Origin of the sequence: Streptomyces sp. NPDC005794 (assembly GCF_042871445.1) — a bacterium.
GTDB lineage: Bacteria > Actinomycetota > Actinomycetes > Streptomycetales > Streptomycetaceae > Streptomyces.
Genome location: NZ_JBIAIN010000005.1, coordinates 403,843 through 418,574, shown reverse-complemented (window position 1 = coordinate 418,574; position 14,732 = coordinate 403,843). Strand labels below are relative to the sequence as shown.

The following is a 14,732-nucleotide window of genomic DNA, read 5'->3' as shown; positions in this document are numbered from 1 at the left end:
ACGGACCGGGTGTCCGGGCGGCGGCAGTCGTCGCCCGGACACCCCGGTTCATCAGCCCCAGATGACGGCGCCCAGCCAGGCCCCCACCACCAGGAGACAGCAGTAGAGCTCCAGGAGCACCGAGTACCCCGTCGCCCGCATCACGGATCTGAGCGAGGTCCAGCCCGCCGCCCGGCTGCCGAGGCGCAGGCGCTCGACGCCGTAGACCGCGCCGACGTATCCCAGGACCCCGCCCACCACGGGGATCACGAAGAACCCGGCGATGGCCGCGATCCCCCCTGCCATCAGCGTTCTGCGCGGCGCCCCCGTCTCGCGTGGGCGCCGCGAGGGCAGCAGCGCCTTCAGCACCTGGTTCAGCAGCAGCAGGCACGTCGCGCCGATCAGCACGCCCCAGGCGACCGGAGCCGGGTCCGTCAGCGCCCACCACAGCACCGCGGCCCAGACGATCGCCTGCCCGGGCACGCCCGGCACCAGTACGCCGACCAGGCCGAGCAGCATCACCGCCCCGACGGCAACGAGCTGCCACACAGTCATTCGACCAGCGTGCCGGAGGACGTCGGGTCCCGCGCGTCAGCGGGGCTCCACGAGCGGCCGAAGCCGAGGGCCGATGCGGTCAGCGCGGGGCGCGGGCCACCCAGCCACGTTCGTAGGCGTGCCAGCCGAGCTGGAGCCGGGTGGAGACCCCGGTGAGCTCCATGAGCCCTTTCACCCGCCGTTGTACCGTTCGCAGACCCAGGTCCAGCTGCTTCGCCACACTCGCGTCCGTCAGACCGGCCAGGAGCAGCGAGAGGATCTCCAGGTCGGTCGGATCCGCACCCGGACCGTTCCCCTCGCTGATCCCGCTCGCGCCGAGCCGCAACGGCATCGCGTCGCGCCACACCGCCTCGAAGAGGCCCATCAGCGACTCCAGCAGCCCGCTGGCGTGGATGACCAGGGCGGCCGGTTCGGCCCCCCGGCCGGTCAGGGGCACCATGGCCAGCGTGGCGTCGGCGAGCATCAGTTTCGTCGGCACCCGGTCGACCACCCGGCACTGCTCGTCGCGGCCCAGCGCCGCCGACAGCTCCACGATCCCGGACGGCAGCGAGAGCACGTCCCGCTCGACGACCACGCGGTAGGTCACGCCCCGCATCGTCGCCCGCTCCTCGGACTCGTTCTCCATCCCGGTCACCGCGATCGGCTTGCCCGTGACCAGCGCGCAGACCTCGGACGTGGCGCCCAGCTGCAACTGGTGGAACCGGTGGGCCACCGCGCTCGCGCCCGTCACCACCTCCACCAGGTCGTGCACCGCGGGTTCGGCCGCCTCCGCCCGGTACTCCTCGGCGAGGAGGGCGGACGCCAGCTCCGCCTGTTCGAGCTCATGGCGTTGCTGGGTGAGCAGCGCGCCCAGCGCGACCCCGGGCGGCGCGGCGACCCAGCGGTCCGCTCTCGACGACGACTGGGCGACGAGACCTTGCTGTTCGAGGAGGCGCAGCGCGCGCTCGGTGTCCGCCTCCGGCGTCGCCAGCCGGCGCGCGAGACCGGGCAGCTCCGCGGCGCCCGCCGCGACCAGTGCCCGGTAGACCGCTTCCTGTCTCTCGTCGAGACCTATCGCTGACAGCATCCTCGGCCCTCCCCGGATCGGCGCGCGCATTCCTGCGCACATCAGGCGTGGTGCCGTGGCGGGAAACAGCCACGGCGTAAACCCGCCGGGCCCATCATGCCCCGTAGCACCCGTCGCTCTGACAATCTGGCGCCACCGCAGCAACGATCGCCCCACGGGTGCTGGGCTGAACACACGGACCGGCCCGTCGGACGACCTTCCCGTGGGGGGTGGGGACGTCCGGCGGGTCTCCTTGTCGATGCCACTTCCGGGCCACTTTTCCGGATGAACCGTTTTCGTACGCCCCGAGCGGTCGACACTATGGGCATGAGCCAGCAGGGGGAGAAGCCCGCCGCCCACGAGGACGAGTGGTGGCGCAGGCTGTACGACGAGACCGCGCCGGACACCGGGCCGAGCGGCGCGGCCGACAGTCTCGACGACCGCTTCGACTCGGCGTCGGACGCCGTGGGCGGAACCGACACGGTCCAGGCGGACCACGCCGACCACCCGGTCACGGTGGTGCCGCTGCCCGACCCGCGCTCGTCGGGGGCGGACCTGACGCCGGCGCCGCCCGCAGCGCCGGAGCCGGCCCTTCCGCGCACCGTCACGGTCGGGCGCGCCCCCTGGGAGGCCCCCGCCGGGCCCTCCCGGCCGCAGACCTTCGCCGCACGGCCGCCGACCGCGCCCCCGCCTCCCGGGCCGGCCGCCGCACCGGGGCCGCCGGCGGGCCCTGCCGTCGGCCATGTCGGAGACCGGCACCCCGCCTACGACGCCGAGCCCGCCGCACTGCCCGCGTCCGGCCCCGACGACCTCGAGGACCTCGTCCCCGACACGGTCCTCGACGGCGCCCGGTACGGGACGTACACGCTGCGGGCCGCGTCCGTGCGCGGGGACTCGGCGCGCTTCCGCGGTGAGCCCCGCCGCGACGCCCTGCTCACCGCGCGCTTCGGTACCGGGGACAGCGCCCTCGTCCTGGTCGCGGTGGCCGGCGATGCCCGGGGCGCGGGACAGGCCGGTGCCGCCACCGCCGACGCCTGTCGCTGGATCGGCGGATCCGTCGCCCGCAGTCACGCCCGGCTCTCCGACGACATAAGGGCGGGGCGCAGGGGCGACCTGAAGTCGGGGCTGCACCGCCTCACCGACCGCACCTACGGCAAGCTGCGCGCCCGCGCCGCCGAGCTCGGCCTCGAACCGTCCGCGTACAACGCCGGTCTGCGCTGTCTGCTGCTGCCCGCCGACCCAAAGTGCCGCACCCGGGTCTTCTTCGGCATCGGCCCGGGCGGTCTCTTCCGCCTCCGCGACGGAGCCTGGCAGGACCTCGACCCCGTGCTCCCCGAGACCGGCGGCGCGGCAGGCGAAGAGGGTCCCGGCGGGGGCCGGCTGACGATGGATCCGCAGAGCGCCACGCCCGCGTCCCCGTACGCCGAGGCTCCGCCGCCTCCGCCCGCGGAGCCCTTCCGCTTCCGCGCCTCCGTCGCCCGGCCCGGGGACACGCTGCTGCTCTGCGGAAACGGCCTGGCCGAACCGATGCGCGGAGAGCCGGCGCTCGCCGAGGAGCTGGCGCGGCGCTGGTCGGGGGAAGGTCCACCCGGTCTGCCCGCCTATCTGGCCGACACCCAGCTCAGGACCAAGGGGTACGCCGACGACCGTACGAGCGCCGCGGTCTGGGAGGCGTAACCGGGCACGCCGTGGGTTGATGGAGTCACGGACAGCCGGAGGCAGAGAGGGTGCGCACCCATGGCCAAGCAGAACGTGTCGGAACAGTTCGTCGACATCCTCGTGCGGGCGGGGGTCAAACGGCTGTACGGCGTCGTCGGCGACAGCCTCAACCCCGTGGTCGACGCCGTCCGGCGTAACGCCGCTGTCGAGTGGGTCCAGGTCAGGCACGAGGAGACCGCCGCGTTCGCGGCCGGCGCCGAGGCCCAGATCACCGGCACCCTCGCCGCCTGCGCGGGGTCGTGCGGGCCCGGCAACCTCCACCTCATCAACGGCCTCTACGACGCCCACCGCTCCATGGCCCCGGTGCTCGCCCTGGCCTCGCACATCCCGTCGAGCGAGATCGGCCTCGGCTACTTCCAGGAGACCCATCCGGAGCTGCTCTTCCAGGAGTGCAGCCACTACAACGAGATGATCTCCAACCCGCAGCAGATGCCGAGGCTGCTCCAGACGGCCATCCAGCACGCGATCGGCCGCGGTGGCGTCAGTGTCGTCTCGATGCCGGGTGACATCGCTTCCCAGCAGGCCCCCGAGAAGTCGATCGAACACGCGCTGGTCACCTCGAGGCCCTCCGTGAAGCCCGGGGACGAGGAGATCGACAAGCTCTGCCGGATGATCGACAAGGCCAAACGGGTGACGCTGTTCTGCGGCAGCGGAACGGCGGGCGCGCACGCCGAGGTCATGGAGTTCGCCGAGCGGGTGAAGGCCCCGGTCGGCCACGCGCTGCGCGGCAAGGAATGGATCCAGTACGACAACCCGTACGACGTGGGCATGAGCGGACTGCTCGGCTACGGCGCCGCCTACGAGGCGACCAACGAGTGCGACCTGCTGATCCTGCTGGGCACCGACTTCCCGTACAACGCGTTCCTGCCGACCGACGTGAAGATCGTCCAGGTCGATGTGAGGCCCGAACACCTGGGACGGCGGTCCAAGCTCGACCTGGCGGTCTGGGGCGATGTGCGCGAGACCCTGCGTGCGCTGACCCCGCGCGTGAAGGTCAAGACCGACCGGAAATTCCTCGACCGGATGCTGAAGAAGCACGCCGACGCGCTCGAGGGCGTGGTCAAGGCGTACACCCGCAAGGTCGACAAGCACGTACCGATCCATCCCGAGTACGTCGCCTCGGTCCTCGACGAACTCGCCGACGACGACGCCGTGTTCACCGTCGACACCGGCATGTGCAATGTATGGGCGGCCCGCTATCTCACGCCCAACGGCAAGCGCAGGGTGATCGGTTCGTTCAGCCACGGTTCGATGGCGAACGCCCTGCCGCAGGCGATCGGCGCGCAGTTCACCGACCGGAACCGGCAGGTCGTGTCGATGTCCGGCGACGGCGGATTCACCATGCTGATGGGTGACTTCCTCACGCTCGTCCAGTACGACCTGCCGGTGAAGGTCGTCCTGTTCAACAACTCCTCGCTCGGGATGGTCGAGCTGGAGATGCTGGTCGCGGGGCTGCCTTCGTTCGGTACGACCAACAAGAATCCCGACTTCGCGGCGATCGCGCGGGCCGCGGGGGCGTACGGGGTCCGGGTGGAGAAGCCCAAGCAGCTGGAGGGCGCACTCAAGGACGCCTTCAAGCACAAGGGCCCCGCGCTCGTCGATGTGGTCACCGATCCGAACGCCCTCTCCATCCCCCCGAAGATCAGTGCCGACATGGTCACCGGCTTCGCGCTCTCCGCCAGCAAGATCGTCCTGGACGGTGGGGTCGGCCGGATGCTCCAGATGGCCCGCTCCAACCTCCGTAACGTGCCGCGGCCCTGAGCGGGACAGGGGCGGGGTCGGCCGGCTCCGCGCGGCGGTCTCGATAATGTGAGGGCATGCGACCGCACCCTCCCGTCCGCGACGGCTCGACTCCGCCCGCCGGCGGGCCGGGGGGCGTCTCGTGACCAGGGAGACCCGCACCGTGCCGGAGCAGGACGCGGGTGCGGTGCGGACGCCGTTCGTCATGCACGGCTACGAGGAGACCGTCGCGCACGACACCAGCTGGAACGCCCACGCCCACCCCTGGGACGAACTGCTCTGGAACGAACGGGGCGCGTCCATGGCCGTGGTCGGGGCGCGGGCATGGATGATCACCCCGACCCTGGGCCTGTGGATGCCGGCGGGCACCATGCACTCCGCTTCGGCGGTCGCCGGGACGTGGTACCGGGCGGCCTTCTTCGGCCGTGCCACCACACCGTCCCTCTCCGACGTGCCCGTGGCCGTCGAGATCACGCCGCTGCTCCGCCTGCTGCTGGAACGGCTCGGTGACGCCGCCCTCGGGCCGGATTCCCAGGCGGCCACGGAGGCGATGGTGCTCGACGTGCTCATTCCGTCCTCCCGGGAACTGCTGGTCCACGCCCCGACGTCCCCGCTGTTGCGTCCGATCGCCGAGGCCGTGCGCGAGAACCCCGGTGACCAGCGGACGCTGTCCCAATGGGCCGTCGAGCTGGGCGTGAGCGCCCGAACGGTCACCCGCGCCTTCAACGCCGAGACAGGCACCAGCTTCGCGCGCTGGGTGGCCGGGGTCAGGGCTCAGCACGCGGTCGGACTCCTCACCCGGGGCTGGGAGGTGGAGGTCGTCGCGGAAGAGGTCGGTTACCGCTCGGCGAGTGCCTTCGGCGCGGCCTTCCGGCGTACGACGGGGCTGACCCCTGGAGCGTTCAGGGCTCGCAGAGCCGACTCGAAGGCCGCCTCATCCCGCCTTCGGTGACTCGCCTGATGTCCCGATCGCTACAACGGTTGTCTGCAATGGGTGATTGCGACATTCCTGTGTCTTTCATAAGGTCAAGAAAGCCAAGCCTTACCTAAGTCTCTTGTGCGTCTCCGGTGCACCGTTCCACGTCCGAATCCCCGTGACGCGGACGCGCGAGGCCGGCAACGCCCACCCCTGAACTGGAGTACGGATCCATGCGTCCACACCGCCTTCGCACAGTCGCCGTCGCGGCGGCCCTGCTGGTGGGCCTCACGGCCTGCGGCGGGGAGTCCGGGTCCGAGAAGGACGAGAGCGGCAAGGCCGGCTCAGGGGCGTTCCCGGTCACGATCGAGCACGCGCTGGGCACGACCACGATCCCGTCCGAGCCCGAGCGCGTCGCCACGGTGAACTGGGCCAACCACGAGGTGCCACTGGCTCTCGGCGTCGTGCCCGTCGGCATGGCAGCCGCGAACTTCGGTGACGACGACGGCGACGGCGTCCTGCCCTGGGTCGCGGACAAGCTGAAGGAACTGGACGCGAAGACCCCGGTCCTCTTCGACGAGACCGACGGCATCGACTTCGAAGCCGTGGCCGACACGAAGCCGGACGTCATCCTCGCCTCGTACTCCGGGCTGACCCAGCAGGACTACGACACGCTGAGCGACATCGCCCCGGTGGTGGCGTACCCGGAGGCGGCGTGGGCCACTCCGTGGCGCGAGATCATCCAGGTGAACAGCAAGGCGATCGGCCTCGCCGACGAGGGCGAGAAGCTGATCGACGAGGTCGAGGGCGACATCAGGAAGACCGTCGCCGAGTACCCCCAGCTGACGGGCAAGTCGGCGATGTTCATGACGCACATCGACCCCAACGACGTGAGTGAGGTCGGCTTCTACACCGCCCACGACACCCGCGCCCAGTTCTTCCAGGACCTCGGTCTCAAGACCCCCGGCAGCATCGCCGAGGCGTCCGAGGGCAACAAGAAGTTCTCGCTCACCAAGAGCGCGGAGCAGATCGACGCGTTCGACGACGTCGACATCATCACCGGCTACGGCGACGACAAGGGGGAGCTGCTGGAGACCCTGAAGAAGGACCCGCTGCTCTCGAAGATCCCCGCCGTCGAGCGCGGCTCGGTCTACCTCCTGCCGGGCAGCGCCCCGCTGGCGACCGCCGCGAACCCCACGCCGCTGTCGATCTCCTGGGTGCTGGAGGAATACGTGGCCGAACTCGCCAAGGCCGCGGACAAGGTCAAGTGACCACGGTCGACACCCGACAGGCACCGGACGCCGCCCTGGTGCGGCGTCCGGCGCGTGCCCGGCTCCTGTGGCTCCTGGTCACCCTGCTCCTGCTGGCGGCGGTGACGGTGCTCTCGGCCGCCGTCGGCTCGCGTACGGTCGCCTGGTCGGATGTCTGGAGCGCGCTCGGCGGAGCGGACGGGACGCTGGAACAGGCGGCCGTCACCAAGCGGATCCCGCGCACCCTGCTGGCCGTGGTGATCGGCGCGGCGCTCGGCCTGGCCGGCGGCGTCATGCAGGGCGTGACCCGCAATCCCCTGGCCGACCCGGGCATCCTCGGCGTCAACATGGGCGCGTCGCTGGCCGTGGTCACGGGGGTCGCGTTCTTCGGCCTCACATCGCCGACCGGGTACGTGTGGGTCGCCATGGCCGGAGCGGCGCTCTCGGCCGTGTTCGTCTACACCGTCGGCTCCCTGGGGCGTGGCGGCGCCACCCCGCTCAAGCTCGCCCTCGCGGGAGCGGCCACCTCCGCCGCCTTCGCCTCACTGGTGACCGCGGTCGTCCTGCCCCGCAACGACATCTCCGGGGCCTTTCGGCTCTGGCAGATCGGCGGGGTCGGCGGCGCCTCCTTCGAGCGCATCGGTCATGTGCTGCCGTTCCTCGGGGTCGGCTTCCTGATCTGCCTGTTCTCCGCGCGGGCGCTGAACTCGCTGGCCCTGGGCGACGAACTCGCCGCCGGACTGGGTGAACGCGTCTGGGTGGCCCGCGCCACGGCGGCGGCCGGCGCCGTCATCCTGTGCGGCGCCGCGACCGCGGCCGCCGGACCGATCGGCTTCGTCGGACTCGTCGTCCCGCACGCGTGCCGGATGATGGTCGGCGTCGACCACCGCTGGCTGCTGCCGTTCTCCGCGGTGACCGGTGCGGTGCTGCTGACCCTCGCCGACGTCGTCGGACGGATCGTGGCGCGCCCCTCGGAGGTCGACGTGGGCATCGTGACGGCGCTGATCGGTGCGCCGTTCTTCATCTACACCGTCCGCCGTCAGAAAGTGCGTGCCCTGTGAGCGCCCCCGCCGTCGCCCGGTCGTCCGTCCTGCGCGAGGTCACTCGCGGACGGGTCCGGAACGCCTCCCGCCGGCGCCTGATCGCGCTGGCCCTGGCCGTGCTCGTCGTCGCCGCGTTCGCCGTGACGCTGATGGCCGGGCAGACCTTCTACCCTCCGCGTGACGTGGTCAGGGTGGTCCTCGGGGAGCAGGTCCCCGGAGCGTCGTTCACCGTGGGGCGGCTGCGGCTGCCGCGCGCGGTGCTCGCCGTGGTCGCCGGGTTCAGCTTCGGCATGGCGGGCGTCACCTTCCAGACGATGCTGCGCAACCCCCTCGCCAGCCCCGACGTCATCGGCATCAGCGCCGGCGCGAGCGCGGCAGCCGCCGTCGCGATCGTGACGCTGTCGCTCGACGAGACGCAGGTGTCGGTCATCGCGATCGTCGCCGCCCTCGTCGTCGCCCTGCTCGTGTACATGCTGGCGTTCCGCGACGGGGTCGTCGGAACCCGTCTCATCCTGATCGGCATCGGGATCTCGGCGATGCTCGACAGCATCACCTCCTACGTCCTGTCGCGGGCCGCCGAATGGGACCTCCAGGAGGCCACACGCTGGCTGACCGGCAGCCTGAACGGCGTGAGCTGGGACCAGACGGTGCCCGCCCTGGTGGCGCTCGCCGTGCTGGCTCCCGTCCTGCTGTCGCAGGGCCGCAACCTGTCAGCCCTGCAGCTCGGCGACGACACCGCCTCGGCCCTCGGGGTCCGTGTCGAACGCACCCGGATCACGGTCATCGTCGTCGCCGTCGGCCTGATCGCCTTCGCGACGGCCGCCGCGGGCCCCATCGCCTTCGTGGCGTTCCTGTCCGGTCCGATCGCCGCCCGGGTGGTCGGCGCGGGAGGTTCTCTCCTGGTGCCCGCGGGGCTGGTCGGTGCGCTCCTGGTCCTCGTCGCCGACTTCGCGGGGCAGTTCGCCTTCGACACCCGCTACCCGGTCGGCGTCGTCACCGGGGTGCTCGGCGCGCCGTACCTCGTCTACCTCATCGTCCGCACCCATCGGGCTGGAGGCTCGATTTGACCACGTCCCACTCCCTCACCGCCGAGCGGCTGACGCTCGGTTACGGCGACCGTGTCGTCGTCGACTCCCTCGACCTGACGGTGCCGCCCGGAAAGGTCACGGTCATCGTCGGGGCCAACGCCTGCGGGAAGTCGACGCTGCTGCGCTCGATGTCCCGGCTGCTCGCCCCCCGGGAGGGACAGGTACTTCTGGACGGCAGGCAGGTGCACCGCATGCCCGCCAAGGAACTCGCGCGCACGCTGGGGCTGCTGCCCCAGTCACCCATCGCGCCCGAGGGCATCACGGTGCTTGACCTGGTGGGCCGCGGGCGCCACCCCCACCAGGGTGTCTTCACCCGGTGGAGCGAGCAGGACGACGCCGCCGTGGCCTCCGCCCTGGAAGCCACCCGGACCGCGGAACTCGCCGACCGGTCGGTGGACGAGCTGTCCGGCGGCCAGCGCCAACGGGTGTGGATCGCCATGGCGTTGGCGCAGCAGACCGACCTGCTGCTGCTCGACGAACCCACCACGTTCCTCGACGCCAGTCATCAGATCGAGGTTCTCGACCTGCTGACCGATCTGAACCGGGCGCGGGGGACGACCGTCGTGATGGTTCTGCACGATCTCAATCTGGCGGCCCGGTACGCGGATCACCTCATCGCCCTCGCCGAGGGGCGGATCCACGCCGCCGGTTCCCCGGCCGAGGTGCTGACGGAGAAAGCGGTCGAGACGGTGTTCGGCCTCGAGAGCCGGATCATCGAGGACCCGGTGTCAGGCAAGCCCCTGATGCTGCCCATCGGCCGGCACCATGTCCGGGCGCAGGCCGGTGCGGGCTCACAGCAGTCGTAGGGTCCCGGGCCCGGTCCGGTCCGCGATGATCTCGACCAGCTGGTCGAAGAGTGTCGGACCGCGGCCCGCCCTGGCCTCGGCCAGTTCCCGCTCGACGCGTGCCCGGTTGGTGGGGTGCACCCGGGGGAGCAGCCGGTCCAGCCTGCGGGCGGTCTCCTCGTGGCCCAGGGCGCGGGCGGAGCGGGCGTGGTCACGCCACTCGATGACGAAGGACCCGTCCTCCGGGGTGCCGAAACCGCCGCCGAGGCAGTCCGCGAAGGCGTCGAGACTGCGGCCGAAATAGCCGCCCGGACCGTTCACCGCCTCGCCGATCGCATCCCAGAAGCCGTCCAGGCCGGTGATCCCGGAGCCGTCGATCACATAGGTCACGGTCATGCGTGGAGCGTACAAGCGCGTTCCTTCCCGATGCCGGTCAGATGGTCCGCGCCGCAGGTGGGGGACTACGGCGCGGACCGGACCTGGGGAGGGGATCAGCAGTCGTGGTCGACCAGGTCGAAGGACTCGTAGTGGTCGGCGGTGTAGTAGTCCTCCTGGACCTCTTCGCCCGTCACGATCCGGCGGGCCCCGCGGTCCGAGGAGCCGGGCGTGATGACCGTGTACTCGTGGTAGTAGCCGGTGCTCTGGCTGGGCAGCAGTGCTTCCCGGTTCTGGAAGACGGTGCCGTCCTGGTCGTACGGGAACGGGCCGCCCGCCTCGATGAGGTCGAGCGTGTCATGGGCCTGGGACGGCAGCGCGGAGTAGCAGATGCTGCCGACCGCGGCGGCCGAGGGAGCCGTCGCGGCCGATGCCGTGACCGGCCCGCCGACGAAGAGGACGGACAGGAGGGCGGCGATGCCGCCGAGCGTGGTGATCCGTGGGGGGATTCGCATGTCCACCATGATGACGCGCGTAGATCCCCATCCGTCAACGCCAATACGAGTGAATTTTTGGGAAGTTAACCGTGGGTACGAAAATGTAACGCGCCGGTTGTGCGCCCGGGCTTGCGAGAGGCCTGTTCATATGTTGACGCCCGGGGACGCGTGACTGCTCCGCTGTGGGGCATGCATCCCGTGTAGGCGTTCGAGACATGACGGATGAACCGGAATCCAGGGAGGCCGATTCAGCGTGCGTGCGGGGGACATGACGAAGCGACAGGAGAGCCCGCCGGTGCGACTGCGGCGCAGACTGGGGCACGCCGACCTGTCGGGCGTGCGGGAGATACGCGCCGCGCTGCGGGAGTTCCTGCGTTATCGCAGGCGGCCGGAGGAGACGGAGGTGGCGGAGCTCCTGCTCAGCGAGCTGGTGACGAACGCGCTCATCCACACCAGGAACGGCGCCGTGGTCACGGTGACCTCCGCGCCCGCGCGCCTACGGGTGGAGGTGCGCGACTTCGTGAGCGGACAGGAGCCCGCGCCGTACGTACCGAACGCCGACGACGGTACGCACGGCAGGGGACTGCTCCTCGTCCAGAGCCTGGCGGACTCCTGGGGAGTCACGACGCAGGCACTGGGCAAGGTGGTCTGGTTCGAGCTGAACGCCGCCATGTCCTGACGCGGCTCAGCCGAACTGCTGCTCCAGGTCCTTCAGTTTCCGCTCCAGCGAGTCGAGCCGGGGCAGGGCCTGGGTGTCGTCCTCGGCGGTGAGGTCGACGGTCTTGGGATCACCGCCGACGGTCTGTGCCGAAGTACTCCTGGAGTTCGAGCCGTTCACGGCTTGCAGGGATGGCCGGGGGCGCAAGGGCAGTTGTCCCGGCTCTGTTATGGCAGGCTCCGCGACGGCCGGCGGGCCGCCGCCCGGTGCCGGGGCGATGGCCTGGACGTCCATCTGGCGGCCGTGCCTGCTGCCGCGCCCCCAGGCCCGGTTCTGCCGGTTCAGGGCCTTGATGTGCGCCCTGTCCAGCTTCGCCTGGTCCCTTCTGCGGTGCCGGTCCTGTTCCCTCTCCCGGCGGTCCTCGCGTACCTCGTCCACCGCCTCGTCCAGGGTGCGTACGCCCTCGAGGAGCATCAGCGACCAGGCGCCGAAGGTCTCCCTGGGGGCGCGCAGCCACCGTACGATCCGGATCTGCGGCAGCGGGCGGGGCACCAGGCCCTGCTCACGCAGCGCCGCACGGCGGGTCTGCTTCAGCGCGCGGTCGAACAGGACGGCCGCCGAGAGCGACATCCCCGCGAAGAAGTGCGGGGCGCCCGCGTGGTCCATCCCGCGCGGTGCGTGCACCCAGTTGAACCAGGCGGCGGCTCCGGCGAACGTCCACACCAGCAGCCGGGAGCCCAACGCGGCGTCTCCGTGGCTGGCTTCGCGCACCGCGAGCACCGAACAGAACATCGCGGCCCCGTCGAGACCGAAGGGCACGAGGTACTCCCAGCCCCCGGAGAGGCTGAGGTTCTGCCGGCCGAAGCCGACGAGCCCGTGGAAGGAGAGGGCGGCGGCGACCGCGGCACAGCAGAACAGCAGGACGTACGAGGCGGTGGCGTAGAGCGCCTCCTTGCGCCTGCGGCGGTCCTCGCTGCGTTCCCAGCTGTCGTCGGCCGCGGCCTTCCCAGCGGCGCGCTTGCCTCGCGCGACCACCGTCACCGCCGCCATGACCCCCACGAGCAGCACGGCGCCCGGAAGCAGCCAGTCAAGCGATATGTCGGTCAGTCTCATGCGCGGTCCCTTGTGTCACGTGGGGCGTTTCGGGCGCCATCGTGACGGAAATACCGCCGTGCTCAGGGGGTTTCGGGGCAAGTGAACGCGATTGAGGCGACAGGGACCATCGTTGGACGGAATCTTTTCGAATGTCCGCGCGGAGAAGCCGAGTTACGTGCGAATTGTGGTCGCCCGGCCGGGTGGTGTGAGTCGCCGTAGGACTCAGGCGGCAGTCGTCAGCTTCCGGACGCGGTCGGCGTCGCAGGTGCGCGGGCAGGTGACGCACGTGTCCTCGGGCCGCAGGGTGTAGAAGAGGCAGCAGCTCGCGCGGTCGCGGGTCGGGAGCGATTCGCCGTCGGGCCCGGTCAGTTCACGGAAGCCGGCGGTGCCCACGTACGGCTTGGTGGTGCCCGGCAGCAGCAGCTCCAGCTCCCTCATCGCGCGGCCCTCCTCGCCGAGCAGATGGCCGACGTACCAGAGGCCCTCGACGATCTCGTCGGTCGCCATCCCCCACAGGGCCCGCTTCCCGCGCCGCATGCGCGGCCGGAAGCCGTCCAGCACCGGGCCGATGTGCTGGGCCACGGCGTCGAGGACCTCGGCCCGCAGGGCCGACTCGTCGGGGACCACCCGGGCCCCGGGCAGCGCCGCCGCCGGGTCGTCGGGCAGGCAGGCGAACTCGCGTACGCGGAGGGTCAGATGCCCCAGGCCCCGGTGGAAGGAGACGTCCTCCACGGGGATCCGGGGTACCCGGCGGTGCGTGAACCACGGCAGGGTCACCAGGAGGCAGGCCGGCCAGGCGTAACGGTGCAGTCCGAAGCTCGCCACGACGTCGGGGCGGGCCCGGGTGCCGTAGTCCCGCAGCACCTGTGCCTCGTCCCATGCCAGGAAGTCGTCCAGCACGGCACCGCCCGCCGCGAGCTCGGCGGCGCCGACCCACCCGTTGCCCGAAGGCGCCGCGACACCGTCGGCGAGCATCTCGGCGCGCAGTCCGGGGAAGACCTCGGCCAGACGGGCGTACGCCGCCGTCAGCGGGGACGGGGCGGTGGCGGTGAGCAGAGCGGGCACGGTCATTCAGGGACCACCGAATCACGATCTCTTACAGGTAAGCCTTACCTTACCCGAAGGGATCGGTGTTTGAACTGCGGCCCGCTCCGCCTATCGTGCACAAGGGGCCTGGCGCACGCGAGCCGGCCCGCACGTGCGAGGAGGTCCCCGTGGAGCAGGGCAGAGCGTGTGAGGACGGGTGGCCGTACGCGTCCGAGGTCACCCCGCCGGACGTCCGCGTGCCCGAGCAGGCACGTGGCGAGCACACCCACAGTGAGCCGCCCGCACCACGTGTGGTCCAGCGGCACTCCGTACGCGGCCAGATCCTGGACGCCCTGCGCGCCGCGCTCGTCGGCGGCGAGCTGGCCCCCGGGGAGGTCTACTCCGCCCCGGCGCTCGGCGCCCGCTTCGGTGTGTCCGCGACCCCGGTGCGCGAGGCGATGCAGCAGTTGGCCGTCGAGGGTGCCGTCGAGGTCGTGCCGAACCGGGGCTTCCGGGTCAGCGAGAGGGGCCCACGCGAGCTGGCGGAGCTCGCCGAGGTGCGCGCCCTGATCGAGGTCCCGGTCATGCTGCGGCTCGCCCGCACCGTCCCGGCGGCCGGCTGGTGCGCGCTGCGCCCGCTGGCCGACGCCACCGTCGCGGCGGCCGCCGTCGGCGACCGGGCGGCGTACGCGGAGAGCGACCGCGCCTTCCACCGCGCGGTGCTCACGCTGTCCGGCAACCAGCAGCTCGTGTCGGTCGCCGACGACCTCCACCGCCGGTCCCAGTGGCCCCTGGTCAGCAGCCCCGCCGGCCGTCGGGCCGAGCTGCTCGCCGACGCCTCGGAGCACACCGCCCTGCTGGACGCGCTCATCGCCCGGGACCTCGCAGTGGTGCAGTCCCTCGTACGCGAGCACTTCCACGGGGCCGACGCCTGAGGCGGCCGGTCCTGCCGGGCCGGTGC

General features: G+C 71.5%; 15 protein-coding genes. 9 read left to right on the top strand and 6 right to left on the bottom strand.

Annotated elements, in window-relative coordinates:
* Window positions 1-51: 51 nt before the first annotated feature.
* Together ACFYQ5_RS11165 and ACFYQ5_RS11160 are read right to left on the bottom strand one after the other, a co-directional pair.
* The gene (locus tag ACFYQ5_RS11165) at window positions 52-534 is read right to left on the bottom strand and encodes a DUF456 domain-containing protein (RefSeq protein WP_389196309.1); all 483 of its coding nucleotides are present in this window, start codon (window positions 532-534) and stop codon (window positions 52-54) included.
* 79 nt (window positions 535-613) lie between these two features.
* Complete coding sequence (locus ACFYQ5_RS11160) at window positions 614-1,600, bottom strand: helix-turn-helix domain-containing protein (RefSeq protein ID WP_389196307.1); 987 nt, start codon at window positions 1,598-1,600, stop codon at window positions 614-616.
* Window positions 1,601-1,906: 306 nt separating this feature from the next.
* Between ACFYQ5_RS11160 and ACFYQ5_RS11155 the strand changes: the two genes are divergently transcribed.
* The 7 genes from ACFYQ5_RS11155 (at window position 1,907) to ACFYQ5_RS11125 (ending at window position 10,141) form a co-directional block, all read left to right on the top strand.
* On the top strand, window positions 1,907-3,256 hold the full coding sequence (locus ACFYQ5_RS11155; RefSeq protein ID WP_389196305.1) for a protein phosphatase 2C domain-containing protein: 1,350 nt from the start codon (window positions 1,907-1,909) through the stop codon (window positions 3,254-3,256).
* A gap of 60 nt (window positions 3,257-3,316) precedes the next feature.
* Window positions 3,317-5,059: a pyruvate dehydrogenase gene (locus tag ACFYQ5_RS11150; RefSeq protein WP_389196303.1), complete on the top strand. Its 1,743-nt coding sequence runs from the start codon at window positions 3,317-3,319 to the stop codon at window positions 5,057-5,059.
* Between the two features lie 121 nt (window positions 5,060-5,180).
* Window positions 5,181-5,990: a helix-turn-helix domain-containing protein gene (locus ACFYQ5_RS11145; protein WP_389196301.1), complete on the top strand. Its 810-nt coding sequence runs from the start codon at window positions 5,181-5,183 to the stop codon at window positions 5,988-5,990.
* Between the two features lie 197 nt (window positions 5,991-6,187).
* On the top strand, window positions 6,188-7,225 hold the full coding sequence (locus ACFYQ5_RS11140) for an iron-siderophore ABC transporter substrate-binding protein (RefSeq protein WP_389196299.1): 1,038 nt from the start codon (window positions 6,188-6,190) through the stop codon (window positions 7,223-7,225).
* Window positions 7,222-8,265: a FecCD family ABC transporter permease gene (locus ACFYQ5_RS11135; protein ID WP_389196297.1), complete on the top strand. Its 1,044-nt coding sequence runs from the start codon at window positions 7,222-7,224 to the stop codon at window positions 8,263-8,265. Before ACFYQ5_RS11140 ends, ACFYQ5_RS11135 begins: the two co-directional genes overlap by 4 nt.
* Window positions 8,262-9,314 (top strand): FecCD family ABC transporter permease, encoded by a 1,053-nt coding sequence (locus tag ACFYQ5_RS11130; protein WP_389196295.1) that lies wholly within the window; start codon window positions 8,262-8,264, stop codon window positions 9,312-9,314. The genes ACFYQ5_RS11135 and ACFYQ5_RS11130 overlap by 4 nt, the downstream gene beginning before the upstream one ends.
* On the top strand, window positions 9,311-10,141 hold the full coding sequence (locus ACFYQ5_RS11125) for an ABC transporter ATP-binding protein (protein WP_389196294.1): 831 nt from the start codon (window positions 9,311-9,313) through the stop codon (window positions 10,139-10,141). Before ACFYQ5_RS11130 ends, ACFYQ5_RS11125 begins: the two co-directional genes overlap by 4 nt.
* Here the strand turns inward: ACFYQ5_RS11125 and ACFYQ5_RS11120 are convergent.
* Both ACFYQ5_RS11120 and ACFYQ5_RS11115 read right to left on the bottom strand, forming a co-directional pair.
* Window positions 10,127-10,516, bottom strand: coding sequence for a barstar family protein (locus ACFYQ5_RS11120; RefSeq protein WP_389196292.1), 390 nt, complete (start codon window positions 10,514-10,516; stop codon window positions 10,127-10,129). The genes ACFYQ5_RS11125 and ACFYQ5_RS11120 overlap by 15 nt on opposite strands.
* A gap of 95 nt (window positions 10,517-10,611) precedes the next feature.
* Complete coding sequence (locus ACFYQ5_RS11115; protein WP_389196290.1) at window positions 10,612-11,010, bottom strand: ribonuclease domain-containing protein; 399 nt, start codon at window positions 11,008-11,010, stop codon at window positions 10,612-10,614.
* Window positions 11,011-11,260: 250 nt separating this feature from the next.
* On the opposite strand from ACFYQ5_RS11115, the gene ACFYQ5_RS11110 reads away from it, so the two are divergent.
* Window positions 11,261-11,671: an ATP-binding protein gene (locus ACFYQ5_RS11110; RefSeq protein ID WP_389196288.1), complete on the top strand. Its 411-nt coding sequence runs from the start codon at window positions 11,261-11,263 to the stop codon at window positions 11,669-11,671.
* 6 nt (window positions 11,672-11,677) lie between these two features.
* Here ACFYQ5_RS11110 and ACFYQ5_RS11105 read toward each other — a convergent pair whose 3' ends face one another.
* Together ACFYQ5_RS11105 and ACFYQ5_RS11100 are read right to left on the bottom strand one after the other, a co-directional pair.
* Window positions 11,678-12,763, bottom strand: coding sequence for a DUF2637 domain-containing protein (locus ACFYQ5_RS11105; protein ID WP_389196286.1), 1,086 nt, complete (start codon window positions 12,761-12,763; stop codon window positions 11,678-11,680).
* A gap of 204 nt (window positions 12,764-12,967) precedes the next feature.
* Window positions 12,968-13,816: a (2Fe-2S)-binding protein gene (locus ACFYQ5_RS11100; protein WP_389196284.1), complete on the bottom strand. Its 849-nt coding sequence runs from the start codon at window positions 13,814-13,816 to the stop codon at window positions 12,968-12,970.
* A 143-nt stretch (window positions 13,817-13,959) separates the two neighbouring features.
* On the opposite strand from ACFYQ5_RS11100, the gene ACFYQ5_RS11095 reads away from it, so the two are divergent.
* Window positions 13,960-14,706: a GntR family transcriptional regulator gene (locus ACFYQ5_RS11095; RefSeq protein WP_389196282.1), complete on the top strand. Its 747-nt coding sequence runs from the start codon at window positions 13,960-13,962 to the stop codon at window positions 14,704-14,706.
* The last annotated feature ends 26 nt before the right edge of the window (window positions 14,707-14,732 follow it).

What these genes read in the sequence shown, in the direction of transcription:
- ACFYQ5_RS11110 (WP_389196288.1), top strand. Translation starts at nt 11,261, where the DNA reads ATGACGAAGCGACAGGAGAGCCCGCCGGTGCGACTGCGGCGCAGACTG.
- ACFYQ5_RS11160 (WP_389196307.1), bottom strand. Translation starts at nt 1,600, where the DNA reads ATGCTGTCAGCGATAGGTCTCGACGAGAGACAGGAAGCGGTCTACCGG.
- ACFYQ5_RS11165 (WP_389196309.1), bottom strand. Translation starts at nt 534, where the DNA reads ATGACTGTGTGGCAGCTCGTTGCCGTCGGGGCGGTGATGCTGCTCGGC.
- ACFYQ5_RS11140 (WP_389196299.1), top strand. Translation starts at nt 6,188, where the DNA reads ATGCGTCCACACCGCCTTCGCACAGTCGCCGTCGCGGCGGCCCTGCTG.
- ACFYQ5_RS11115 (WP_389196290.1), bottom strand. Translation starts at nt 11,010, where the DNA reads ATGCGAATCCCCCCACGGATCACCACGCTCGGCGGCATCGCCGCCCTC.
- ACFYQ5_RS11150 (WP_389196303.1), top strand. Translation starts at nt 3,317, where the DNA reads ATGGCCAAGCAGAACGTGTCGGAACAGTTCGTCGACATCCTCGTGCGG.
- ACFYQ5_RS11155 (WP_389196305.1), top strand. Translation starts at nt 1,907, where the DNA reads ATGAGCCAGCAGGGGGAGAAGCCCGCCGCCCACGAGGACGAGTGGTGG.
- ACFYQ5_RS11100 (WP_389196284.1), bottom strand. Translation starts at nt 13,816, where the DNA reads ATGACCGTGCCCGCTCTGCTCACCGCCACCGCCCCGTCCCCGCTGACG.
- ACFYQ5_RS11120 (WP_389196292.1), bottom strand. Translation starts at nt 10,516, where the DNA reads ATGACCGTGACCTATGTGATCGACGGCTCCGGGATCACCGGCCTGGAC.
- ACFYQ5_RS11105 (WP_389196286.1), bottom strand. Translation starts at nt 12,763, where the DNA reads ATGAGACTGACCGACATATCGCTTGACTGGCTGCTTCCGGGCGCCGTG.